The organism is Flavobacterium flavigenum (genome assembly GCF_027111255.2).
GTDB lineage: Bacteria > Bacteroidota > Bacteroidia > Flavobacteriales > Flavobacteriaceae > Flavobacterium > Flavobacterium flavigenum.
Genome location: NZ_CP114285.2, coordinates 1,890,409 through 1,916,354, shown reverse-complemented (window position 1 = coordinate 1,916,354; position 25,946 = coordinate 1,890,409). Strand labels below are relative to the sequence as shown.

The following is a 25,946-nucleotide window of genomic DNA, read 5'->3' as shown; positions in this document are numbered from 1 at the left end:
ATACCTGAAATTTTCTTTTGTAGAGATAAATCATTAATCATTTATATAATAGTTTTAATGCTTTCACAATAAGTCAAAAGAATCAAATAATAATCAGAACCTTGTAAATAATAATTGGTAGTATGATAGTTAGAAACATATTATACATTTGTCAGACAACAAACAAGAACAAGCAAAAGTGAATCTAAAATTACATCTTATAATTTTCTTTTTCGTCTTTCATTTCTGCGAAATATTACATGCGCAACATGTTCAGCTAGATAGTTTAAAAAGATTTGTTGAGAATACTAAAATTGATACTCTAAAAGCTGATCGGTACAATAAAATAGCTGATTTATATAAAGAAATCGACCCTGATTTGACTTTTTCCTATGCTCAGAAAGCAATTGTTATTAGTTTAAAAAACGAATATCATTTTGGACTTGCAACAGCTTATTTAAACAAGGGAAATGCTTCTATTATACTTGGGAATTATTCTGATGCATTGAAATTCTTTAAAGATGCACAATCAGAATTTGAAACGGCATTACAAAAAGAAAGGAATAAAAACAGAATAAAAAGTGGTCTGGCACGTGCCTATGCAAGTTCAGGAGTTGTGTATTCAGAGCAGGGCGATTATACTTCATCACTAAAAAATTATGAAGAAGGCCTAAAATTATATCAGCAGATTGACGAAAAGGAAGGTATTTCTAAAACCCTGAATAATATTGGAATTCTTTACAAATCACAGAAAAAGTATCTTAAAGCATTACAATATCTTAAAGAAGCTCATCAGATACAAATCATTTTAGGGGAGAAAAATGCGCCTATGACATTGACTAATATTGGCGTTATTTATTTCGAAATCGGCGAATATCAAAATGCAATTCAGTATTACCAAAAAGCTCAAAAAGGATTTAAGAAAAATGAAAACAAACGAGGCTCTGCCTTACTCAATAATTATTTGGGAGATTATTATGCAGAGCAGAGGAATTTTATTCTGGCGAATGAATATTATCAAAAATCATTGGCTTTGTATGAAGAAATTCAGAATAAATTCGGGGCTTCTCTGGCTTTGTACAACATCGGATTGCTGTTACAGGAGCAGAAAAAATATAAAGAAGCTGTACATTTTGCTACGAAATCATTGGCCTGTGCCCGGGAAATTGGTGTACTGGATCAAACCTATCATACGGAAGAGTTGTTAAGTGAATTATATGAATCCTTAAAAGAACCTGAAGCTGCTTTAACTCACTACAAAAAATCAATTATTGCCCGTGACAGTATCATCAATCAGGAAACAAGCAAAAAGTTTGCAATGGCCGAAATGAATTATGAGTATAAGAAAAAAGAGGCCTTACTTTCTGAAAAGCACAAAAGAGAATTTCAGTTGATTGTATTCTCTGTTTTGGGAGGGATTTTACTCATTGTTTTAGGCTGCGTAATTTATAACCGGATGCAGGTAAAACGCCAGCTCACACTTAAAAAAGAATTAGCGGAATACGAACAAAAGGCTCTGCATCTGCAAATGAACCCTCATTTTGTATTCAACTGCCTGAGTTCAATTTCAAGTTTTATTGTACAAAACGGAACCGATTCGGCGCTAAAATATTTGTCGAAATTTTCAAAGCTCATGCGTCTGACGCTCGAATATTCTAAAGGCTCTCTTATTCCGATTGATAAAGAAATTGAAAGCCTTCAGAATTATCTGGAACTGGAACAGCTTCGTTTTGAGAATAAATTTGAATTCGAAATCAATTCAACCGAAAATGTCGAATTTAACGTAGGGCTGCCTCCTTTGCTGATTCAGCCTTTTGTAGAAAATGCGATTCTTCACGGTTTGGTTCCTAAACAAGGAAAAGGAAAAATAAATGTTGATTTTGATGTACAAAATGAACAGCTGATCTGCACCATTACCGATGACGGAATTGGACTATCAGAATCCAAACTCTTAAAGGAAAATTCGGTTACAGCACATCAGTCGATGGCGTTAAACATCACAAAAAAACGCCTTAAGATCATGGAATCTATTACATCTAAATCGGCAAGGATTGAAATACTCGAACTAAATTCAAAAAACCAAACAGGTACAAAAGCAATATTGTATTTGCCTGTTCAATATATATCATAATAAAAAGCCAATGATAACAGCATTACTTATAGACGATGACAAACATTTAAGAACCGGTTTAAAAGCACTTTTAGAGCGTTATACCAATGATATTTTTATTATTGGTGAAGCCGAAAGTGTCAAAACAGGAATAGCGGCCATTGAAAAGTTGCGTCCGCAGGTTATTTTTTTGGATATTCACCTCACTGACGGGACCGGTTTTGATATTTTGGAAAATCTTTCAAAAGTAAACGGAAAACTAAAAGCTCATGTTGTTTTTATTACGGCCCATGAGCAATATGCTTTGAAAGCGTTTAAATTCAGTGCTCTTGATTTTATTCTGAAACCCGTTGATCCTGAAGAATTGCAGGATACCATAGTAAAAATAAAAGAAGCAGCCGGTAAAAAGAACTCCTTTGAAAACATCGATTTGCTGCTCGAAAACATTCGGAAAAAAGTAGATAATTTTAAGCGAATCGCTTTATCCACCAGTGACGGTATTCATCTGTTTGAAGTAGCTGATATTATTCGTTGTGAGGCTAAAGCCAATTATACTGAGTTTTTTATAAAAAATCACAAACCGGTGCTGATTTCAAAAACATTAAAAGAATATGAAGAACTGCTTACAGAACATGGTTTTGAACGCATACACCAATCACATTTAATTAATCTTTCGTATTTGAAATCTTATATAAAATCAGATGGGGGTTATGTGATCATGGCGGATAACAGTAATATTCCAATCGCCCAAAGCAAAAAAGAAAAACTGCAGGAACTAATCAAATCCTTATAAGATATATCTCCAAACTATAAACTAATCCAAAACAACCTTTTAATTATGCAAAGAAAAATACTTTTGTTTGTGCTGTTACTGACCACGATAGTAAAGGCACAAAATGTTAATGTCCCCGATGCAAATTTCAAAGCCAAATTGCTGGAAGCAAATACCACGAATTCTATAGCATTGAATTCGGCAGGAATTTCAATTAAAATCGATACTGATGACAATGGTGAAATTGACAGTAGTGAAGCCCTTGCGGTATATCAACTGAAAGTTTCGAATTCAGGAATCCTTAATTTAACCGGAATTTCCAGTTTTACAAACCTTAAAAATTTAGATTGTTCCAGCAACATCCTTTTAAACCTTGATGTTACTGCATTAACCAATCTGACTCAGTTGAATTGTACTTCAAATTATCTGTCTACATTCAATGTAAGTACATTAACCAATCTTGTGAACCTTTTTTTAGATCAAAACCAACTGACAAGTCTGAATGTAAGTGGTTTAAACAATCTTAAAATCTTATTTTGCAGTAATAATAAATTAATAAGTCTTAACGTAAATGGTGCAAATGAGCTTAAAACATTGTACTGCAGCAACAATCAACTGACAAGCATTGATCTTACGGGTTTAACTAAACTTGATTTATTGCTTTGTGAAACGAACAAACTCGCTAATCTTAATCTAAGCGGATTAACAAGTCTTAAATCCTTGCTTTGCAGTTATAACAATTTGGCTAGCCTTAACTTAAATGGCTTGACAAACCTGGATAGTCTAGAGTGTAATTATAATCTTCTTACCAGTCTGGATGTTAGTGATTTGTCTAAACTTACGAAGCTGAATTGCTTTTACAATCAAATTACAAATTTAGATTTGAGTAATACAACTCTTTTAACTGAATTAAGTTGCGGGGAAAATCATATCGCAACTTTAAACCTGAATGGTTTGAGTAATTTGAAGACTTTGAATTGCTCATATCTGCCTAATAATTTAGTTATCAATGGATCGAACCTGACAGCTTTGAAAACGTTTCAATACACAGGTTCAAATTCAGATTTAACTTTAAATGGTTTTCCTAATATCGAAAACCTGAATTTAAATTTATCTCCGGCAAGCATTACATTAAATGTTTCAGGATTTAACAATCTTGCCAATATTAATATGTTTAACAATCAGACTACGAGTTTTACTGTAAACGGTTCGGGAATGACCAATCTTAAATCTATCAACTGTTCCAACGGTCTATTGACAAGTTTAAATTTAAATGGTTTAAACAATCTTGCGTCACTTAACTGTAGTAATAACAAATTGACAAGTCTGAATTTAACTAATTTGACGAATCTGACTTCATTGAATTTTGGAATAAACAAAATCAGCAGTATCGATTTAAGCAGCGTTCCTAATTTAAAGTATCTGGATTGTAACAATAACTTATTAGCCAATTTAGATATTAGCGGATTATCAAATCTGGAATATTTAGATTGTTCGAATCATATTTCGACAACTTCAATTGGAAACCAGATTACGTCTTTAGCTGTAGCTAATTTAACAAAGCTTAAATATCTAGACTGTTCTAACTACGGTTATAATGGGGTAATAGGAGCATTAGGAAATGTAATTACTTCACTGGATGTTAATAATTTAATTTTGCTGGAACAATTAAAATGTTCTAAAAACCGTCTTCCAAGTCTGGTTGTAAACGGATTAACGAATCTTACTACTTTAGATTGTTCTTATAATTTATTGACGAGTTTAGATTTGATTGGCCTGACTCAGCTGACAAATTTGAATTATGGTCACAATCAATTGTCTAATCTTAATATGATTGGTTTAGTGAATATAAAAGAATTAGATTGTTCCTACAATACTATAAGCACTTTGAATGTTTTGACCATGCCAAATCTTACAACATTGAATTGTAGTTACAACGCACTTACAGCATTAGATTTAAGTGGGTTAAACCAGCTTACAAAATTTCATTGTGGCAATAATTTATTAACCAGTCTGGATGTAAATACTTTTACAAATCTGACTGAATTTAGTTGCAACAACAACAAACTGACAACTCTTGATGTAAATAATTTAACGAACCTAACTTATTTGCAATGTGGGGCTAACAAGCTTTCGAGTCTTAATTTAAATGGTCTTATAAAACTTCAAAGTCTATATTGCAGCGGTAATGAACTGGTAAATCTTGATCTAAGCCCTTTAACTTCATTACTGCATTTAGGGTGCAGTATTAATCTGCTTACTGCTCTTGATCTTAGTGGTCTGACAAATCTTTTGGATATTGAATGCCGAAACAATCAATTAACGAATATTGACATTAGTGCTTTATCAAATTTAAGATCTATTGATTTTAGATTTAATCAGCTTACCAATCTTGATGTTAGCAATTGCCGAACGCTTGAAAATGTAGCTTGTAATGGTAATCAAATCGCAACTCTCGATGTAAGTGCCTTAAATAATCTTTCCAGCTTGTACTGTGCAAATAATTTGCTTACTAATTTGTTTCTAAAAAATGGACGCAGTGAAACTCTTGATTTTTCCGGAAATCCGGGTCTGACTTACATTTGTGCAGATGATTCTCAAATTGCAAATGTACAATCACAATTAAATAGTATGGGAATGACGGCAACTGTCGCTAATTCTTATTGCAGCTTCACTCCCGGAGGACAACACAATACGGTTGTAGGAACTACAATCTTTGATGGTAATAATAATGGCTGTAACCTTAATGATCCTTTGCATCCAAATATCAGAATCGATATAAACGACGGAACAACTACTGGATCAGCTTTTACCAATACTGACGGAACTTCTACATTCTTTACGCAGGCAGGAACTTATAATATATTTCCAAATATAGAAAATGCGGGTGCTTTCAATATTTCACCGGCATCAGCTACAATCAATTTTACAGATAACAACTATAATACGAATTATCAAAGCTTTTGTTTGTCTGCAAATGGGGTTCATCCCGATGTAGAAATTGTGATAAGTCCAATTACTCCTGCAAGACCGGGCTTTGATTCGGCATACAGAATTGTCTATAAAAATAAAGGAAATCAGGTGCTTTCAGGAAATATCAAATTGACTTTTGATGATACAAAAATGGATTTGCTTTCTGCTACACCGGCAGTTGATATTGAAACAGTAAATAATTTTGAGTGGAGTTACAATGGGTTACTTCCCTTTGAAAGCCGTACTATCGATCTTGAATTTAATGTAAATAGTCCGATGGAAACTCCAGCGGTAAATAATGGTGATATCTTCAACTTTACAGTTGCCATAACACCTGTTGCCGGGGATGAATCACCTGCTGATAATACTTTTACATACCATCAAACTGTTGTGGGTTCATTTGATCCTAATGATATTACGTGTCTTGAAGGCGAAAGCGTTTCTCCAGATACAATTGGCGAATATTTACATTACATTGTCAATTTTGAAAATACCGGAACGTATGAAGCAGAAAATATAGTCGTAAAAATAGCTGTTGATCAAAGTAAATATGATCTGAGTTCTTTACAATTATTAAATTCATCACATTCTTCTAAGACTGTTATTCACGGAAATATTGTTGAATTTGTTTTTGAACAAATCCATTTGGCAGCTAGTTCTACTTCCAAACAGAAAAATCCTGTTGGAGGTCACGGAAATATTCTGTTTAAAATAAAAAGCGCAGATGATCTTCTTAAAGGTGATCAGGTTGATAAAACAGCCAATATCTTTTTTGATTACAATTTCCCAATTGAAACTAATAAGGCAGAAACCGTTTTCGAATCATTAGGAAATGATAATTTTAAAAAAGATAAAAGTATTTCAGTATATCCAAATCCAACTAAAGGAAATGTAAATATCAACTGTGACACCGTTTTAAAATATATTGAATTGTTCGATGTTCAGGGAAGACTGCTCCAAACTTCAATCGAAAATAGCAATACAACTAAGTTTGATATTTCGAACAAACCAAACGGTCTTTACTTTATCAGAATTACTACTGAGAAAGGAAGCAAAGTAGAAAAATTGATTAAGGAATAGATTTAGGTACATTATTTATTCTGCATAAAAGCCTTTCAAAGTCGTTGATTTTGAAAGGCTTTTAATTATTTGGAATCAAAGAAAAGTTCAGAAAAATATCTTTTTCGAAATAGTTTCAAGAAGTTGTATGTCTTCTGCCTAAATTAAATTTTTAGAAACAAAATCCCAGCTTGTTTTTATAGATTCCGTTGGATTTGGAGAGTAATTCGTTTCCTGTTCCACAAAAAAGTGCTGCATTCCGGATAGTTTAGCTAGTGCAAAAATAGGTTTAAAGTCGATGCTTCCTTCGCCAACTTCGGTATTCCATTCTGCTTTGGATTTATCCATGTCTTTTACGTGCCACATCGTAAATCGGCCTGGATTCGCTTTGAACATTTCTAAAGGATCATTTCCTGAACGAACTACCCAGTATAAATCCAGTTCAAAATCAACCAGTTTTTTATCTGTTTCCTGTAGTAAAATATCATACCCTGTCTGATTTCCAAACTTCTTAAATTCAAAATCATGATTATGATAGGCTAATTTTAATCCTGATTGTTTGCATAAAACGGCTGCCTCATTTATTTTTTGAGCAATTCGTTTGTAACTGTCTAAGTCACTCCTTAATTGTTCATCCAGCCAGGGAACAGTTATATACTCACTTCCTAATTGATTAGCGCATTCAATACAAGCTTTTAGAAAATCAGCATTATTATCTTTAATAAAAGAATTAAAATCATAATGTCCGCTTGGCGCTTTAAGGCCGTTATCAACCAATATTTTTTTGAAATCTTTTGCAGAAGTGCCAAAAAAACCTTTGTCAGCTGAGAATCCATACGTTTCTACTTCTTTGTAGCCCGATTTGGCCACATGTTCTAAAACGCCTTTTACATCTTTAGAAAATTCTGTTCTCAAAGTATACAATTGAAGTCCAATACTTTTTGGCTTAGCCGAAAACGCAAGGGAAGGAGCAATTGCCAATGCACCCAAAGCCAAACCGCTGTTAATTATAAAATCTCTTCTCTTTATCATGATTGTTACTTTTATATTGAATTAAATATCACAAATTGCAATTGCCTTTTTCAAAGAGGCTATTTTATCTTTTTGCAGCGGAATAAATTCCTGCCCCACAAAACCTGTAAAACCGGTTTCAGCAATAGCTTTCATTATAGCGCTGTAATTGAGTTCCTGAGTTTCATCAATTTCATTTCGCCCCGGAACCCCGCCTGTATGATAGTGGGCAATGTATTTATGATTTTCTCTAATGGTTCGGATGACATCCCCTTCGTCAATCTGCATGTGGTAAATATCATAGAGCAGTTTGAAATTTTCAGAGTTGATTCGTTTTGCCAGTTCAACTCCCCAGTATGTTTTGCTGCATTGATAATCTTTGTGATTGATCTTACTGTTCAACAATTCCATCACCAGGGTTACTTTATGCTTTTCTGCCAGTGGAATCAGTTTTTGAAGTCCAAGAACACAATTGTTCCATCCTTCCTCATCGGTTTTCCCTCTGGTGTTTCCACTAAAGCAAATCAGGTTTTTGTAACCCGCCTCAGCAACCAGCGGAATCATTTCGGTATAATTTTTAATTAGCTGTCCATGAAATTTTTGATCGTTGAAACCGTCCACAAGATTTAATTCGGCACCATTGCACATAGTCGAAACAAGATTGTGCTTTTTTAATACCGGCCAGTCTTTTGGTCCCACCAGATCAATACCAGTAATGCCTATTTTTTTAGCTTCTGAACAAAGTGTTTCGATGTCAAAATCGTTAAAGCACCAACGCGCTACCGAATGATTAATCTTTCCTTTTAGCATTGAATCTAATTTAAGTTCTTCGTCAGGCTTAGCCAAAGCAAATAAATCTGCCGGAACGCCTAAAGTAACGGTTCCGGCAAGAATACCTTTTATAGCGGTCCTTCTGTTAAAAGTTGTACTCATCTTTTTCATTTTTAAAAATACTTAAATTTCATTTGCCAGTTTATTTTTTTCCTGAAATAAAAGAGCAAAAATCAGGAATACGGCAAAAGCGATTCCGGCAGGAATTATCCATACCATTACCCAATTGATTGCTCCTTCAGCAGTTTTGTAATTGTCCGTGATCCAGCCTGCAACTGCAAATCCAATTAACATTCCGATACCGTAAGTGGCCAGCGTTATCAAACCCTGAGCGACACTTTTGTATTTTTCGCCTGCTTTTGAATTGGTGTAAATTTGTCCGGAAACAAAGAAAAAGTCATAACAAATTCCGTGTAATGCGATTCCGGTAATCAGCATAAAACTCAAATCGCCTCCATTTCCATAAGCAAATAAAACGTAGCGTATTGCCCAGGCTAACATTCCCACCAGAATTGTTTTCTTAAAACCAAAACGGGCAAAAAATACAGGAATAAACAATAAAAACAATGCTTCGGAGATCTGGCCTATAGCCATTTTTCCTGTCGGGTTTTCAACTCCGGCGGCAGTCAGAAAAGGATGTGCATTTTGATAATAAAAAGCTAATGGGATACAAATCAGGATTGATGAAATGAAAAAGATCAGGAAATTTTTGTCTTTCAAAAGCTTTAATGCATCAAGGCCAATAATATCTGCAATTCTAATTTTTCCTTCACTAACTTTTGGAGGGGTTTTTGGCAAAGTAAAACTCAATAAGCCTAAAACCAAAGCTGCAATTCCGGCCAATAGAAATGTATTTTTAAGCAATCCGTTAGAAACAGCTTCTGCTGAATCCCAATGAAAGAAGAAGCTAATCGACAGTCCGGCCAAAATCCATCCAATTGTACCCCAAACCCTGATGTTCGCAAATTCTTTCTCCGCATCTTTCATCTGACTGAATGCTACAGAATTTACTAAAGCCAATGTTGGCATATACAAAACCATATAACTCAATACATATATATAAAACATTCCAACATCTGTCGACTGATACATTTGATACATTAAAAAAGCACCAGCTAAATGTAAAATACCTAAGATTTTCTCTGCATTAAAATAACGATCTGCAATCAAGCCAATAATAAAAGGAGCAATGATGGCTCCCCAGGATTGGGTAGAAAAAACGGCTGCTGTCTCTGAACCGGAAGCTTTTAGGTTGCTTCCTAAAAAAGTGCCAAGAGTAACAAACCATGCTCCCCAGATAAAAAATTCGAGAAACATCATTACAGATAATTTAATGCGAATAGTTGTATTCATATATTGTGGTTATTTTGGTTAGATATATTTGGGCTGTTATTATTTACAGCCCGTTGTAGTTTCCATAGTATTCCATTCTTTAATAGAGATATTGCGATACCATACATTATTACCGTGATCCTGCAAAGCAATTTTTCCTTTTTTGAATGTTCCGAAAGCTGGCCATGCTTTGAATTTGCTTCCTGCAACCAGGGCTTTAAAATTGTCATCCCAAAGTACCGTTTCAACAATAATAACTCCGTTTAAGACCAAGCTCAGTTTTCCGTTTTTACAAACCACTTCTGCAGTATTCCATTCTCCAACGGGCTTCACCGGTTCTGATTTGCTTTGAATTAAATCATATAAATCTCCGGCTCGGTGTTTTGTTATTTTTCCGTCAGGATGGCCATCATTATCCAAAACCTGCATTTCTAAACCGGTTTCGTAAGTGTTTGGATATTTTTGCGGGTTTTCATTCACATAAAAAATGATTCCGCTGTTGGCATTTGGAGCAACTTTCCATTCTAATTTTAAATGAAAATTTTCATATTCGGCATCCGTTACTAAATCTCCACCCTGACCATTTTTTGCAGCTTCAGGGTCAAAATGCAATACGCCATCTTCTACCTTCCAACCGGCACTTGCTGTTTTTTTACCATACGTATGCCAGCCTGTTGTTGTTTTTCCGTCAAAAATAGGCTTGAATCCTTTTTGGGCTTGTAGCGTTTGTAATAAAGTGAATGCTAATACTGCTGTGATAATCTTTTTCATGGTTTAACTTTTTAATTCTTTTATTGTTTTTTAGAAGCTCAGGTTTTTCCAGCCTTCTCTATAATTGCGTTTTACAAATTGGTTTACATCATCTACATTGGTTACTTTCTTGGCATCATTATCCCAAAGCAATTTAACCGAACGTCCAGGATACACATCTTCACCAAGTACTTCTTTATATAAATCGTAGCCTCTTACGGCAAGATTAGCCATTAATAAAGCTTCTGTCAAAGGGCCTGCGATTTCAAATGGTGAACTCAGTTCTTTTTTGCCATAGCCTGCAATACATCCTTCTATCCATTGTCTTTGATGGCCATTGGCACCGTCTTTTACACGAGGATATTTTTCTTTTATTTTTAGATTTTCGTTACGGCTTAAAGGCAATAATCTTGGATTTTCGCTATAGGTATCACAAAGCATTTTTCCTTTTGTTCCAATAAATAAAGTACCGTTTCCACCATCACCGAAGATTTCGTTAGCACCTAATTCTTCAGGGCGTTCGGGCTGAATACCGCCATCCATCCAGTGCAGTTTGATATCGCCTTTCGTTTTATTGGTTTTTGGAAAAGTTAATGTGACATGACTCGAAGGTGGACAGCTTTCGGGGAAATAGCCTCTTTTGAATTCATCTACATAAACGGAGCCAACACTGCATTGCACATCTTTTGCATATTTTAGATTCAATACGGAAAATGGTGCTTCCATCAAATGACATCCCATGTCACCTAATGCTCCAGTTCCATAATCCCACCAGCCACGCCAGTTGAACGGTACTAATTTGTCAACATAATTTTTGTAAGGAGCAGTGCCCAGCCACAAATCCCAATCTAATTCTTTTGGGATTTCGGTTTTTGCGGTTGACCACGGAACTCCCTGAGGCCATACGGGTCTGTCTGTCCAGGCATAAACCGTATGCACATCACCAATTAAATCAGCATCATACCATTCTTTTAAAAGTCGGGTACCATCATTGGAGGATCCCTGATTTCCCATTTGAGTAACTACTTTATAACGAGAGGCTGCCTGAGTAAGCATATGTGCTTCATAAATATCATGCGTCAATGGTTTTTGCACATAGACATGTTTGCCTAATTGCATAGCTGAAAAAGCCTGAATCGCATGATTATGATCGGGTGTAGAAACAGAAACCGCGTCGAAGTTTTTATGCTCTTTATCCAGCATTTCACGCCAGTCTTTGTAGAATTTAGCTTTAGGATAATATTTTACGCTATCAGCAGCTCTTCTTGTATCAACATCACACAAATAAGCGATATTTGCGATGCCGCTTCTTTCAAAAGATGAAATGTCTGATCTTCCTTTTCCGCCAACACCAATACCGGCAATTGTTAATTTGTCACTGGGAGCGACAAAGCCTCTGCCCATTACGTGTCTTGGAATGATCATAAATGCGGCAGTCGCCAACACTCCTTTTTTTAGAAAATCCCTGCGTATAGTCGATTCTGGTTCTGTATTTTTATTTAAATCCTGATCCATGTAGGTCTTAATTTATTTGTTCAATGATAGAATGTATATTGCAATTTTCTTTGCATCATCTTTTTTTAATGCAGTATGAGCTGACATAGGTATTGCGCCCCAGACGCCTGAACCTCCTTTTGTGATTTTCTCTGTCAGATACTTTACGTTTTTATCGTTCATTGGATATTTTTTGGCGATATCTAAATAGGAGGGGCCTACAACTTTTTTATCTATTTTGTGACAGGTAGCACAATCTTCTTTTTTTATTAAAGCTTCTCCTTCAGATGGTTTAGTTTGCTTTATGACATTGTATTCTGCGGGAATTGAATCATAATTCGAAAAAGAGCATAAAGCGCCCAAAACTATCATTGCAACTAAAATTTTAATTTTCATATTCTATTAATTAAACAAATTTATAATCCTAAATTTTTCCTGTTAAGCTCTGAGTTACTTTCTACCGCAGCAAAATCATCAAAAGCTTTATCAGTTACTTTGATAATGTGTTTTTTTATGAATTCGGCTCCTTCACGGGCACCGTCATCCTGATTTTTTAAACAGCATTCCCATTCCATTACGGCCCAGCCTTTGTAATCGTATTGTGCTAATTTGCTAAAAATGGTTTTAAAATCAATCTGACCATCGCCAGGTGAGCGATAACGTCCTGCACGATTCAGCCAGCTTTGATACCCTCCGAAAGTTCCCTGTTTTCCTGTTGGGTTAAATTCGGCATCTTTAACATGGAAGGCTTTGATTCGTTCATGATAAAAATCGATATACTGAATATAATCCAGTTGCTGCAGCACAAAATGGGATGGGTCGTAGAGAATGCACGCTCGTTGATGATTGTTTACGGCTTTGAGAAACATTTCGTAAGTTTCGCCATCAAATAAATCTTCTCCCGGATGAATTTCATAACAAACATCTACGCCATTTTTATCGAATTCATTGAGAATTGGAAGCCAGCGATTTGCCAGTTCTTTGAATCCGTCTTCTATTAAACCGGGCGGTCGTTGGGGCCAGGGATGAAAATACTGCCACAATAAGGAACCGCTAAAGGTAGCATGCGCATTTAGTCCTAAATTTAGGGAAGCTTTTGCGGCATAGTGCAATTGCTGTACTGCCCATTCCTGTCTGGCTTTTGGATTTCTGCGCAATGCCTGTGGTGCAAATCCATCAAAGAAATCATCGTAAGCCGGATGAACGGCAACCAGCTGACCCTGTAAATGAGTGGAAAGTTCAGATATTTGTAATCCGTATGAACCAACAATTCCGGTAAGTTCATCAGCATAGGTTTTGCTTTCTGCAGCTTTTTGCAAATCAATAAAACGAGAATCTAAGGTCGGAATTTGTATTCCTTTAAAATCCAGATTGGCAGCCCATTGGCAAATTCCTTCTAAAGAATTAAAAGGAGCTTCATCAGATATAAACTGGGCTAAAAAAACCGCAGGTCCTTGCATTGTGGTCATTTGTTGTGATTTAAATTATAAATTCAGTCCATTTTTGAGTTGATTTTCCGGAAGCGATTACATTTTCTATAAAAGCCATTCCGCGAACGCCATCTTTTACTGTTGGAAAATCAAGCATTTCTGCAGATGGTTCCTTGCCTGCTAATTTTGCCTGTAAAGTCAATGCGAAATTTTTGTATAAATTCCCAAAAGCTTCCAGATACCCTTCCGGATGCCCGCTTGGAATTCGGGTATTAAAAGCTGCAATTGGGGATAGATACCCGTTTCCGGTACGATACAACTGAGCAGGAGCGTCCTGCCATTTTACAATTAAAGTATTCGGTTCCATTTGGTGCCATTCCAGACCGCCTTTTTCTCCGTATACTTTAATTTTTAAGCTGTTTTCTTCTCCGGCGGCAATTTGGCTGGCTACCAAAATGCCATTGGCACCATTGTCAAATTTGAGCAATACATTTCCGTCGTCATCCAGTCTTCTGTTGGCAACAACTGTATTAATATCGGCACAAATCTGAGTAATTTTCAATCCTGAAATATATTCTGCTAAATGTGCTGCATGAGTTCCGATGTCGCCCATACAACCGCTGATTCCGCTTTTTGACGGATCTGTTCTCCAGGCTGCCTGTTTGTTTCCGGCATTTTCAAAGTCAGTGCTCAACCAGCCTTGTGGATATTCCACCATTATTTTTCTGATGGCTCCAAAATCATTTTTAGCGACCATTTCGCGTGCCTGTTTTACCATCGGATAGCCCGCGTAAGTATGTGTTAAACATAAATAAAGTCCCGTTTCTTTTACTTTTTGTTCCAATAATTTTGCTTCTTCCAGGCTCAAAGTTATGGGTTTATCCAGAACAACGTGGAAACCATTTTCTAATGCCAGCATAGCAGGAGCAAAGTGGGCATGATTTGGGGTTACTATCGAAACAAAATCCATTCTTTCTTCGAAAGGTAATTTTGCTTCGGTTTCAATCATTTGGGTGTAGGATTGATAACATTTATCCTGAGACAAACCTAATTCTTTACCGGATTCAAGGGATACTTCAGGATTAGAACTAAAAGCACCGCAATGCAGTTCAATTAATCCATCCATGTTGGCTGCAATGCGATGTACTGCTCCAATAAAAGCATTTTTGCCTCCGCCAATCATTCCCATTTTTAATTTTCTCATAATTTGGATAATCCTTATTTAGATGTTTTTTTTCTTTAATTCTTTTACAGCATAATCACATGCCCTTGCAGTCAAAGCCATGTAGGTTAATGAAGGATTTTGACAGGCACTTGAAGGCATGCAGGAACCATCAGTAACAAATACATTGCTTACTTCGTGCATCTGATTCCATTTGTTTAGCACAGATTCTTTAGGGGCATTTCCCATACGGGCTGTCCCCATTTCGTGAATAGTCATTCCAGGATAACAGCCATTATCGTAAGCTTTTACGTTTTTGGCACCTGCAGCTTCAAGCATTTCTGCAGCGTCATACATCATATCCTCACGCATTTTAGCTTCATTTTCTTTGTATTCACAGTCAATTGCTAATACAGGCTGTCCCCATTTGTCTTTTTTAGAATGGTCGATGTACACTTTGTTTTCGTAATAAGGCAGCATTTCTCCGAAACCGCCTAATCCCATTGTCCATGATTCTGCGGGTCTTGATAAAATTTCTTTGAAATCACCGCCAAAGTCTAATTCGGCTACTTCTTTGTGCCAATGGCCTCTGCTTGCTGCACCCTGATATCCAAAACCTCGTAAATAATCTCTTTTGTCATCCTTAAAATTTTGGTATCTTGGAATGTAAATACCGTTGGCTCTTCGCCCATAAGTGTATTTATCCTCAAAACCTTCAACAGTTCCTTCGGCACCACATCTGAAATGGTGATCCATTAAATTGTGTCCAAGCTGTCCGCTGCCATTACCCAAACCATTTGGGTGGGCTTCAGAAGTTGAGTTCAGTAAAATAAAAGTGGAACCTAAAGTTGATCCATTAACGAAAACAATTTTGGCATAGAATTCCATACTTTCATTAGTTTCGCTATCGATAACCATTACGCCTTTAGCTTTTTTGGTCTCCTTATCATAAATGATGTGATTGACAATCGAATAGGGGCGAACCGTTAATTTTTTTGTAGCCATTGCAGCTGGTAAGGTAGAGGACTGTGTGCTGAAATAAGCCCCAAAAGGACAACCTCTGCTGCATAAATTTCGATATTGACAGTTGCCCCTTCCCTGATGAGGTACAGTAAGGTTTGCACTACGGCCAATAGTTAATATTCTGGATTTGTTATAATGTTTTTCGATTCTTTCTTTTACGGATTTTTCGACGCAGTTCATTTCCATGGGAGGTAAAAACTGACCATCAGGCAGTAAAGGCCAGCCTTCATTTTGACCACTTATACCGGCAAATTTTTCTACATAATCGTACCATGGAGCAATATCTTTGTATCGGATTGGCCAGTCATTTCCGTGGCCATCTTTTTTATTGTCTTCGAAATTGAGATCGCTGAAACGATAACTTTGACGCCCCCACATTAAGGACTTTCCGCCAACATGAAAACCTCTGTACCAATCAAAACGTTTGTCTTCTGTGTAAGGACATTCCAAATCATTCACCCACCAGCTTTCATTCGCTTGTTGATATGGGTAATCCCTGGTTTGTACTGGATGTGTTCTTTTTTGTTCCTGGGTTAATTGTCCGCAATAGGCTATTTCCCAAGGCGCTTTCATTGCGGAATCATAGTCTTTAATGTGTTCTATGTTTTTACCGCGCTCTAATATCAGGACTTTTAAGCCTTTTTGTGTTAATTCTTTAGCAGCCCAGCCTCCACTTATTCCTGAACCTATAACAATGGCGTCATAAGTATTTTGTTTTTTTAAATCGGTATTGATATTCACGATGTCTTTTTAATAAATTAGTAAAATGATTCGGAAGCTATGGCTCTATATTGCCCAGGCTTTTTGTCCGGGTTTGTAGTCTGCATTTCCATCGTATTTGCCTGGTATAGGCAAATATTCTCGTGCGATTGTACAGCCAATTTCTGAAGAGAAGTATCCTAAAAGAGTTAAATCTCTGGCGATTAAAAAGAATGATGGTTCTCTGTTGTTGTCTATAGTCTGTTGTTTTAATTCATTCATAAGAAGTTTCTTTTCTTCAGTATTAAGACTTAGGAATTCTTTGTTGAATTTCGTTTTGCTGAAAGCCAGCATATCTTCATAGCCTCTCTTAAAGACTTGTTGAAGATTGGGAGGGTAGCAGTCTTTTATGATTAATGGTATTAAAGTACCAAGACCAGCAGCTTTTGCGCCGGGAGAATTTGTTGTTGTAGGTAAAATAATTTCGGCAAATTCGGCAAGAATTTCTTCATCTGTAGCTAAAAACGAATAGGCATAATTCTGTTCGGGATTATATACAGTAAAACTTTCAAATAAAACACCCATTGTTGTAGCAGAGATTGCTCCACCCATCAAATAAGCCATCTTTTTTAGTGCGTCTCTTCTTTCCATTGCAAAATATTAAAAATACTGTGTAAATACTAAGGATAATTTAATTATCAATACTTTACAATAATAATAAAAAAAGAGTTATATTTTTATTTTAAAACATAATTAATTGTGTAAAATTAATAATCCTTATATAATAAAACGTTTTAGTAGTTATTTTTAAAAACATATGACGTCAGTTAGGAATAAGTAAGGAAAAATGTAAAATTTTAAGAATGTGTTTTTAGAAAAAATAACATATAATAATTTTATAGTAGTTTTATTCTTGTTAAAAATAATTTAATCCAATCCTCTTCGTCATCTGTAATGTTGGAAGGGAGTTTAGATGGTATTGTAAATTCCTAGGTTTTATATTTCGATTAGTACATTTGTTGTGTGTATACTGGTGAAATTTAGGATCGAAGTAAAATAAACCAACCGGTTTTAAAATCTTTAGGTTAAATATCTGCCTCTCAGGTTTCTAAAGATTCAATTAGAGCATTTGCTATTGTTGTTTGGGTTATTAGGTTAAAAAAAATTAATTATAACTAAATATAATTATGAAAAAAGTATTACTTAGTATTTCCTTTTTAGGAATATTATCATGTTCGAGTGATAATGAAACCAAAAGATTGGCTTCGGAGGATATTGTTGGAAATTGGCATTTGATTAAGATATTTGAGGGAGGTGAAGAAGTTATTGGTTACAGTTGTAACGCAGAGTATAATGTAAATGATATAGAAGCGACAAAACAACAATTATAAAATTTGCAGATACTGATAACAATACATGTAAACAATTTACAGAAGCCGGAACTAAAAAACCTTTCAATAAATTCAATTCCGACATTAAAGGAAGCAATTGCACAGGTTTCCTTATTTTTTCAACAAAAATTTTCTTCTCAAAAAAGAGGATTTAGAATGTGACAACTATAAAATAATTAAGCATAACTGCGATTGCAGTTTATAGTTTTTCTGTCCGTTGTTTGAAGATTCTTTTAGTTATTTTGATTTCAGCTCTTTTGTTATCTGTTTTACAAATTTATCTTTGTCTTTTTTGGCTTCTTTAATTATCTCCTTTATCTCTGATGGCATTGTAAAATATTTATCCGACCAAATATAAACTTCCATAATTATAGGCAATAAATCTATTCCTTTTGTTGTCAGTTTGTACAAATTTTTCGCTTTACTGTCTGGGTGTGCTGATTTCTCAACAATGCCGTTTTCTTCCAATGCCTTTAGTCTTGATGCCAAAATATTGGTAGCAATGCCTTCCTCCGATTTTAAAAAGTCATTGTAGGTGCCTTTTTTATAAAATATTAGATCCCTGATGATTAGTAAGGACCATTTGTCTCCAAACACATCCAATGAGCAGCTCAATGGGCATTCTGACCTTTTTTTACTTGTTTCCATAAAATAAATTAAAAATACTTCAAAATTTAACTTGCATTTTGAAAGTTGTTTGTATATTTACACTTGCAATTTGCAAGTAAAATTACAACATAAATTTTAAAACAAATAAAATGAGTAAGAATATTTTAATAACAGGGGCTTCTTCCGGATTTGGTTTGCTTATCGCAAACGAGCTTCACAGAAAGGGTTATAATGTAATTGGTACAAGTCGTAATCCAGAAAAGTACGCATCAAAATTACCTTTCAAACTAATTTCTTTAGATTTAGATTCAGAAGAATCAATAAACAGTTTGCCAAATAGAGTTTTTACGGAAGTAAACAAATTGGACATTCTTATCAACAATGCTGGATTTTTGGTTTCTGGAATTGCGGAAGAAACGCCGATTGAATTGGGAAGAAAACAATTGGAAACGAACTTTTGGGGTACAATCAAAGTTACCAACGCAATGTTACCTCATTTTAGAAAACAAAAATCTGGCAAAATAATAACTGTCGGGTCTATTATTGGTTTGGTAGCATTTCCAAATGCAGCTTATTATGCAGCTTCTAAACATGCACTTGAAGGATACTTTAAGGCTTTGCGATACGAATTAGATGGCTTTAATATTAACGTTGCAATGATTGAGCCAGCTGCTTTCAAAACCAGTATTCTAGATAATTCGTCATCACCAACGAACAAAATTGAAGACTACAATTCATTGAGAAATAAAATTGAAAAATTTACAAATGATTTGGTAGATAAAGCCGAAGATCCTGCAATGGTTGCAGAAAAAGTACTGAAAGTAGTTCAAACAGCTAAGCCGAAATTTAGAAATATTGTAGGTAAAGGTACTTCTGTCTTGATTAATTTGCAGCATTTTGCTTATGGGGTCCTGGAAAAAAATGTTCTTAAGCAATTAAACAAATAAATCAAAAAGTTAAAATTAAAATAAAAAAAAATGGGAAACAATGAATTAACAACAGAAACACAATATGCAAATATTGACAACAAACAAATTGCTTACCGTAAAATAGGTAACGGTACACCGCTAATTTTGGCAAATCGTTTTAGAGGGACTTTAGATACTTGGGATCCCCTTTTTCTTGATTTATTAGCAAAAAATAACACAGTAGTTACTTTTGACTATTCAGGTATTGGATATTCGGAAGGGGAATTACCAGTTGATTTGCACGAAGTTGCATCTGAGGTAACAAAAATGGCAGACCACCTAAATTTCGATAAATATTTTGTTGGAGGCTGGTCTTATGGTGGTTTGATAGCTCAATACGCTACTTTCCTTTATCCAACAAGAGTGTTAGGTACCATTGTAATTGGCAGCAATCCAATGGGTAAAAACGATGCTCCTCTTTCTCCATTATTTTTAGAAAAAGCATTGCAGCCTACCTATACTCCGGAAGATATTATTACCTTGTTTTTCGAGCCAACATCAGAAAAAAGTAGTGCAGCCGGAATCGCATCTTTACAGCGTATTGCTCAAAGATATGACGAATCAAAGGTACCGGTTAAGCCTGAAATACTCCAACGCTATTTTGCAGCCACACCACAATTGACAGAAGACAAAGATAATTTTAGAGAAGGCTACAAAACATTGCAAACTCCTGTATTGGTAATTTCAGGCGACAATGACATTTCATTTGCAGTAGAAAACTGGTTTCCATTATTGAAAAAAGCACCAACTTTACAACATATTATTTTTCATGCTGCAGGTCATGCACCGCATTATCAATATCCGGAATTGACAACTACTTATATTAATACTTTCATTAATAATACTATTACTAAATAAAATGAAAAAGTATTTAATTGCAGTTTTTCTGTTAATAGGTTATATTAGTAATCTATTTTCACAATCAAATATTTCACAATCAAATAATTATGAAATTATGACTACATCAAATTCACAAAGTGTAGAATACACTTATGCTACTGTACCCACTCAGTTTATTGAAGCTAACGGAATAAAATTTGCTTACCGATCTTATGGAAAAGAAGGAGATATACCGGTCATATATTTTAATCACCTAACAGCAAACCTTGATAATTGCGATCCAAGAATTATGGATTCTATTGCCAAACACCGTCAAATTATTTCTTTTGATTATCGTGGCGTTGGTGCTACAACAGGTGAGCAAGGAACAAGTATTGCTGATATGTCTAAAGATGCTATTGCTTTTATTCATGCGTTGGGATACAAACAAGTGGATATTGTGGCATTTTCTATGGGTGGTTTTATTACGCAAGAATTACTTTTGCAAGAACCGACTTTAGCTCGTAAAATTATTCTTGCGGGAACCGGATCAAGAGGTGGAAAAGGGGTTAGCGATGTGGTTGGTTTAACGTATAAGGATATTTTCAAAGGTCTGTTTACATTCAGGGATCCTAAATTTTATCTGTTTTTTACTCAAAACAAAGTAGGTAAAGAAGCAGCTCGTGATTTTCTAAAACGTCTAAAAGAAAGAACTGAAAACCGTGATGAGAAAGTAAAACTCAGTGTGTTGAAAAATCAGCTTAAAGCCATCGAAACATGGGGACATGACAAGCCCGCTGATTTAAGTGTTTTCAAACATCCCGTATTAGTAGTAAATGGCGATAATGACAGAATGGTGCCAACGCCTAATTCGTATGATTTAGCAATTCGGTTTCCTAATGCTGAAAAAGTAATAATTTATCCAAATTCAGGACATGGTGGTATTTTTCAATATCATGAAGAATTTCTTGAAAAAGCTATACCATTTTTAACTAAATAAAATGAAAAATATATCATTAGGAATTATCCTGAGTATAGTTACATTATTTGATGTTAATGCTCAAAGGGCAGAACCTCTAAAGGTTGCAACAAATGTAAAATCAGAAAAACATATATCTTCGTCGATATTATTATGGATGCGAACAGATAAATTGCGTCAGGATGGAATGGACCGTTGGAAAGGGCCACATTCAAAGATAATTTCTGCAAATAAAGGACTTTTGGAATACCGCCAAATACATTTTGCAGAAAACAATACAGGTTTATGGCCAGCAATCATTGGGGTCGAAACGAATATTCCTCAAAATCGTAAAATTGATGGTGTAGCTGATGTTACATTAAAAAATCTATTTTCAATATTTAGAGGTAAAAAACAAAATAAATTGGCTTATGCCGATGAAGTAAATCTGTTTAAACGAACCATTCTTTATGCCGCCTATCCTCATTCTTATTGGTACAAAGTAGCAGATGGTGATACTAAAATTGGAGCAAATGCAATGGTTTTTTTTAGAAAAAAGGACAGTGTAAGCGATACCGATTTTAAAAAGTTTATAAATGATGAACTTACGCCTATACTTGCCAATACTGGAATACTTAAAGAATTGAGAAATAAAGTTTATAATCCCTGGAAAGAAAAACAATGGAACACGCCAAATGTAGCCCATGACAATGATAAGGCAGATCAGTTTCAAGCTTCTATTATGCTTGGTTTTGCAAATAAAAGCGAAATGGAAAAATTCTTTAAAAGCGAAGTAATTAAAAAACTTTCTGACAGAATTGCTATCTACTGTTCAGCAATTGATGCTTATGATGTTTTTGAAACAATCACTTTTGTAAAAGAAGGTAAACAAATTCAATAATCAAAGTAAAAAATAGAACTGATGAAAGCATTCATAGTAAAAAAATACAGCAAGAAAGAAAAATTACATTTAACGGATTGGGCTGAACCTACTGTAAATGAAAATGATGTATTGGTACAAGTACATTCGGCAGGTGTTAATGTGATAGATATACTCATACGAAATGGGGATTTCAAACTTTTTCTACCTATGAAACCGCCTTTTCTATTGGGACGTGACGTGGCAGGCATAGTCATAAAAACAGGTGCAAAAGTTACTAAGTTCAAAGTTGGAGATGAAGTTTACTCTAGTTCAGGCGATCATCATCTAGGTACTTATGCTGAATACATTTCTATTGCTGAAAATGATGTAGCATTCAAGCCCAAAAATCTTTCAATGGAAGAAGCTGCTTCCATTCCGTTAGTTGGTTTAACTTCTTGGCAGGCACTTGTAGAAATAGGAAAAATTAAAAAAGGTCAAAAAGTCTTTATTCAGGCAGGTTCAGGTGGCGTGGGTGCATTCGCTATTCAATTAGCAAAACATTTAGGTGCTTTTGTAGCAACAACTACAAGCTCAAAAAATACATACTTAGTAAAAAGTCTCGGTGCTGATTTAATTATTGACTACAAAACAGAAGATTTTGAAACTAAATTGAAAGACTACGATTTGGTATTGCACAGCAATAAAGATTCAAAAATTCTTGAAAAATCACTTCGAATTCTAAAATCTGGCGGACAATTAATTTCTCTGGTCGGACCACCAACGCCTGAATTTGCCGATGCACTTGGTTTGTCTTGGCCTTTGAAATTGGTAATTAAACTTTTAAGTTTTAGTGTAAGAAAAAAAGTAAAGAAACAGAATGTATCTTTTAAATTCCTGTTTATGAAACCAGAAGGAAAACAATTGGGAGAAATAACCAAACTAATAGAAGCAGGAATTATTAAACCGGTCATTGATAAAGTGTTTCCCTTTGAGCAAGCTAATGAAGCATTGTCTTACATTGAAACTGGAAGGTCAAAAGGGAAAGTTGTTGTTAAGGTCAGGTAGTTTGATAACGGTTAAGCTGCGGTAAACTTTAATATTTAGTTTTGTTGCATATAATGTAGGGAAATATTGTTTTTAAAACTGGTTTTTTTCTAAAGTATTTGATATAAAAATTAAAGAGCGTGCAATACTATTTTGCATGCTCTTTTTGTTTCTACAATATTAAAAATTTATTTCACCTCTGCTTTTATATTATTCTAGGTTACTTAAGTTATCAATTTTGTGATAATGACCTTAAATTTTTAGATAAATACCTATTTTTAGCTGCTATTTATTTCGTAGCTTTTGCAATAATATCTCAATCCTTTTTAGCTTACTTTTTAGAATGATCTAGTTGTTTTGATGCAAAATACATTACAACAATAATATACAATTCGGTTATACCTGCCGGTAATAAATCATTTGTATAACCATCAAATACTACACTAATAATTCTGCAAATGAATATTACAGCTATTAGTAATAAAGATGCTTGATACCAAGTTTTGTTTTTGGTAATTAAGCCCATAAGCATTATTAGCCCGCCTCCTATAAGCATACCGCCGATGGCTCCTCTAAAGGTACTGTAAGTCATTATGCCTAATGGTTTAATGCCATACAATTCAAAAGTATTTAAAGGAGCAAATACATTTACTGTACCTAAAACCAATAAAGGGATAATTGCAAGCACTACTAAAATATTGATTAGTTTTTTCATTTTTCATTTTAAAAATTTCGCATATATCTAGGTTTTGGTTTCTATTATTTATATTAAAAACCATTGTAAAGATATATGCGAAAAAGTATTATAATTATTTATTTTGTTTATGCTCTTTAAAGGTTAACTACAATTTTACCCACAGTTCTACCTTTTTCTAAATGTAAATGTGCATCTCCCATTTGGTCAAAAGTAAATATTTTGGATACGTGCGATTTAATGGTGCCATTTTCCAATAGCTGTGCAAGCTGCAGCATATTTTCACCAGATGACTGTACAAGCAAAAATGATAAATTCACCTGTTTTGATTTTGCTTTTTCAAGTATTTCGTCGGACAAACTGCTGGTTGTAATGGTAATAATCGTACCACCTTCTTTTATTACCTCTAAAGATTTTAAAATCGTATCACCTCCAACGGTATCAAGAACAAAATCAACATCTGAAACTATTTCCTGAAAATTTTCTGTTGTATAATCTATATGTTTGTCCGCGCCATTTTGTAAAACAAATTCTTTGTTTTTCGCCGATGATGTTCCTATTACATAAGCCCCAAAATGTTTGGCAATTTGTGTAGCATAATGTCCTACACCGCCCGATGCCGCGTGAATTAAGACCTTATTTCCTTTGTTTACATTACCTTTTTCTGCCAAAGCTTGCCAAGCGGTAAGCGCAGCAAGTGTAGCTGATGCCGCTTCCTGATGGGAAATAGTTGCGGGTTTTAAGGTTAAATGTGCAGATGGAACTGCAACAAATTCGGCATAAGCGTTCCCTTTTCCAGGGAAATTCGCCATTCCGAAAACGTCATCACCAATTTTGAAATCGGTCACATCATCACCAACTTCAACTACGGTTCCTGACAAATCCCAACCAATAATTGCGGGTCTGTCTGTACCAAGAATCCAATTAAGCGCTCCATCATTTGATCTTACTTTATAATCAATTACGTTTACACTTAATGAAATTGTTTTTACCAAAACTTCATTACTATTAATAGTTGGTTTTGCACTTTCTATATATTGCAGATTATCAACAATGCCTGTTTGGTTTAAAATTATTGTTTTCATTTTTATTTAAAATTTGTTTAATTCTTTAAGAACATTTTTCCAGAACTCTATAAGCAAAATGCTGTAGGTCTAAATTTCTAGATTTTGTTATATCGTTCCGCAGGTTGACCGCTTTGTGAACCTTGCATTAATTTTATACGGGCATCTTCATAAGCATCAATTAGATTTTGATCGTTTACAGACGGATGTGTCAGTAATTCGCCTTGATCCAGTCCAGAAAGAATGGCATCAACACAATTTTCAGCTGTCATTATTGTTGACTGTTCCAATGCAGATAGTGGAACGCCACCAACTTCCCATAATTCTGTTGCAGTAGTAGCAGGATTTACCAGCTGAACACGGATATTTGTCCCTTTTACTTCTTCCTGCAGCCCTTTGGTGTACTGAACTACAAAACCTTTTGTACCGCTGTAGACAGCACTTATTGGCAGGGAATAAAATCCAAGTACTGAAGCTATATTAATTAAGGTTCCTTCATTTTTCTCTAAAAAAGATGGTAAAATAGCATTCGATAATAGCATTACCGCAGTTATATTTACATTGACCATTTCCTTTTGTTTGATCACGCTAGTGTTGGTAACTGATGCAAGTGTAGAAGTACCTGCATTGTTAATAAGCAATGTTATACTCTTGTCATTTCTTAACTCTTCAGCCACTTTTTCTAAATCTGTATCTAGACCTAAATCCGCCACTAAGTTGGTTGCCTTAATTCCATATTTGCTTTCTAATTTTTGGGCGATTGAATCCAATCTATCTTTACGGCGTGCTACTAATTTTAAATCATAACCACGTTTTGCCAATTTTTCGGCAAATACCTCACCTAAACCTGACGATGCACCAGTTACTACCGCAGTTCCCATTTTATTTCTTTCTTTCATTTTGAAAATATTT

General features: G+C 34.9%; 23 protein-coding genes. 9 read left to right on the top strand and 14 right to left on the bottom strand.

Annotation, left to right across the window (positions count from 1 at the left end):
• Positions 1–148 precede the first annotated feature (148 nt).
• The 3 genes from OZP09_RS07555 to OZP09_RS07545 are packed head-to-tail and all read left to right on the top strand — an operon-like array spanning position 149 to position 6,914.
• Positions 149–2,110, top strand: a complete 1,962-nt coding sequence (locus OZP09_RS07555) for a tetratricopeptide repeat-containing sensor histidine kinase (RefSeq protein ID WP_281310552.1) — start codon at positions 149–151, stop codon at positions 2,108–2,110.
• 10 nt (positions 2,111–2,120) lie between these two features.
• Positions 2,121–2,882 (top strand): LytR/AlgR family response regulator transcription factor, encoded by a 762-nt coding sequence (locus OZP09_RS07550; RefSeq protein WP_281310551.1) that lies wholly within the window; start codon positions 2,121–2,123, stop codon positions 2,880–2,882.
• Between the two features lie 45 nt (positions 2,883–2,927).
• The gene (locus OZP09_RS07545) at positions 2,928–6,914 is read left to right on the top strand and encodes a T9SS type A sorting domain-containing protein (RefSeq protein ID WP_281310550.1); all 3,987 of its coding nucleotides are present in this window, start codon (positions 2,928–2,930) and stop codon (positions 6,912–6,914) included.
• 138 nt (positions 6,915–7,052) lie between these two features.
• Here OZP09_RS07545 and OZP09_RS07540 read toward each other — a convergent pair whose 3' ends face one another.
• The 10 genes from OZP09_RS07540 to OZP09_RS07495 are packed head-to-tail and all read right to left on the bottom strand — an operon-like array spanning position 7,053 to position 17,276.
• Positions 7,053–7,925 (bottom strand): sugar phosphate isomerase/epimerase family protein, encoded by an 873-nt coding sequence (locus OZP09_RS07540; protein WP_269237241.1) that lies wholly within the window; start codon positions 7,923–7,925, stop codon positions 7,053–7,055.
• 21 nt (positions 7,926–7,946) lie between these two features.
• Positions 7,947–8,837, bottom strand: coding sequence for a hydroxypyruvate isomerase family protein (locus tag OZP09_RS07535; protein WP_269237240.1), 891 nt, complete (start codon positions 8,835–8,837; stop codon positions 7,947–7,949).
• A gap of 21 nt (positions 8,838–8,858) precedes the next feature.
• Complete coding sequence (locus OZP09_RS07530; protein ID WP_269237239.1) at positions 8,859–10,088, bottom strand: nucleoside permease; 1,230 nt, start codon at positions 10,086–10,088, stop codon at positions 8,859–8,861.
• A 39-nt stretch (positions 10,089–10,127) separates the two neighbouring features.
• Positions 10,128–10,838 (bottom strand): 3-keto-disaccharide hydrolase, encoded by a 711-nt coding sequence (locus OZP09_RS07525; RefSeq protein ID WP_281310549.1) that lies wholly within the window; start codon positions 10,836–10,838, stop codon positions 10,128–10,130.
• A gap of 30 nt (positions 10,839–10,868) precedes the next feature.
• On the bottom strand, positions 10,869–12,332 hold the full coding sequence (locus OZP09_RS07520; protein WP_281310548.1) for a Gfo/Idh/MocA family protein: 1,464 nt from the start codon (positions 12,330–12,332) through the stop codon (positions 10,869–10,871).
• 12 nt (positions 12,333–12,344) lie between these two features.
• Positions 12,345–12,707, bottom strand: a complete 363-nt coding sequence (locus OZP09_RS07515) for a c-type cytochrome (protein ID WP_269237237.1) — start codon at positions 12,705–12,707, stop codon at positions 12,345–12,347.
• A gap of 20 nt (positions 12,708–12,727) precedes the next feature.
• On the bottom strand, positions 12,728–13,780 hold the full coding sequence (locus tag OZP09_RS07510; protein WP_269237236.1) for a sugar phosphate isomerase/epimerase family protein: 1,053 nt from the start codon (positions 13,778–13,780) through the stop codon (positions 12,728–12,730).
• Positions 13,781–13,790: 10 nt separating this feature from the next.
• Positions 13,791–14,945, bottom strand: a complete 1,155-nt coding sequence (locus OZP09_RS07505; protein WP_269237235.1) for a Gfo/Idh/MocA family protein — start codon at positions 14,943–14,945, stop codon at positions 13,791–13,793.
• An 18-nt stretch (positions 14,946–14,963) separates the two neighbouring features.
• Entirely contained in the window at positions 14,964–16,670 is a 1,707-nt protein-coding gene (locus OZP09_RS07500) for a GMC oxidoreductase (protein WP_432419451.1), read from the bottom strand.
• A 42-nt stretch (positions 16,671–16,712) separates the two neighbouring features.
• Positions 16,713–17,276 (bottom strand): gluconate 2-dehydrogenase subunit 3 family protein, encoded by a 564-nt coding sequence (locus tag OZP09_RS07495; RefSeq protein WP_269237233.1) that lies wholly within the window; start codon positions 17,274–17,276, stop codon positions 16,713–16,715.
• Between the two features lie 536 nt (positions 17,277–17,812).
• Between OZP09_RS07495 and OZP09_RS07490 the strand changes: the two genes are divergently transcribed.
• Entirely contained in the window at positions 17,813–18,016 is a 204-nt protein-coding gene (locus OZP09_RS07490) for a hypothetical protein (protein ID WP_269237232.1), read from the top strand.
• Positions 18,017–18,253: 237 nt separating this feature from the next.
• Here OZP09_RS07490 and OZP09_RS07485 read toward each other — a convergent pair whose 3' ends face one another.
• Positions 18,254–18,664: a winged helix-turn-helix transcriptional regulator gene (locus tag OZP09_RS07485; protein ID WP_269237231.1), complete on the bottom strand. Its 411-nt coding sequence runs from the start codon at positions 18,662–18,664 to the stop codon at positions 18,254–18,256.
• A gap of 110 nt (positions 18,665–18,774) precedes the next feature.
• Here OZP09_RS07485 and OZP09_RS07480 point away from each other — a divergent pair, with 110 nt between their 5' ends.
• From OZP09_RS07480 to OZP09_RS07460, 5 genes are read left to right on the top strand one after another with little or no spacing between them, the layout of a single operon-like run.
• Positions 18,775–19,572 carry an SDR family oxidoreductase gene (locus tag OZP09_RS07480; RefSeq protein WP_269237230.1) on the top strand — a complete coding sequence of 266 codons (798 nt, stop codon included), beginning with the start codon at positions 18,775–18,777 and terminating at the stop codon, positions 19,570–19,572.
• Between the two features lie 30 nt (positions 19,573–19,602).
• A complete protein-coding gene (locus OZP09_RS07475) occupies positions 19,603–20,451 on the top strand; it encodes an alpha/beta fold hydrolase (protein ID WP_269237229.1) in 849 nt (282 codons plus the stop codon).
• Between the two features lies 1 nt (position 20,452).
• Positions 20,453–21,412 (top strand): alpha/beta fold hydrolase, encoded by a 960-nt coding sequence (locus tag OZP09_RS07470; protein WP_269237228.1) that lies wholly within the window; start codon positions 20,453–20,455, stop codon positions 21,410–21,412.
• A 1-nt stretch (position 21,413) separates the two neighbouring features.
• Positions 21,414–22,271, top strand: a complete 858-nt coding sequence (locus OZP09_RS07465; RefSeq protein WP_281310546.1) for a hypothetical protein — start codon at positions 21,414–21,416, stop codon at positions 22,269–22,271.
• Between the two features lie 21 nt (positions 22,272–22,292).
• Positions 22,293–23,297: an NADP-dependent oxidoreductase gene (locus tag OZP09_RS07460; RefSeq protein ID WP_269237225.1), complete on the top strand. Its 1,005-nt coding sequence runs from the start codon at positions 22,293–22,295 to the stop codon at positions 23,295–23,297.
• A gap of 310 nt (positions 23,298–23,607) precedes the next feature.
• Here the strand turns inward: OZP09_RS07460 and OZP09_RS07455 are convergent, their stop codons facing one another.
• The 3 genes from OZP09_RS07455 to OZP09_RS07445 all read right to left on the bottom strand — a co-directional run bounded on the left by OZP09_RS07455 (position 23,608) and on the right by OZP09_RS07445 (position 25,933).
• The gene (locus tag OZP09_RS07455; protein WP_269237224.1) at positions 23,608–23,991 is read right to left on the bottom strand and encodes a DUF4345 family protein; all 384 of its coding nucleotides are present in this window, start codon (positions 23,989–23,991) and stop codon (positions 23,608–23,610) included.
• Positions 23,992–24,107: 116 nt separating this feature from the next.
• Positions 24,108–25,055, bottom strand: a complete 948-nt coding sequence (locus OZP09_RS07450) for an NADP-dependent oxidoreductase (protein WP_281310545.1) — start codon at positions 25,053–25,055, stop codon at positions 24,108–24,110.
• A 77-nt stretch (positions 25,056–25,132) separates the two neighbouring features.
• A complete protein-coding gene (locus tag OZP09_RS07445) occupies positions 25,133–25,933 on the bottom strand; it encodes an SDR family NAD(P)-dependent oxidoreductase (protein ID WP_269237223.1) in 801 nt (266 codons plus the stop codon).
• Positions 25,934–25,946: the final 13 nt, after the last annotated feature.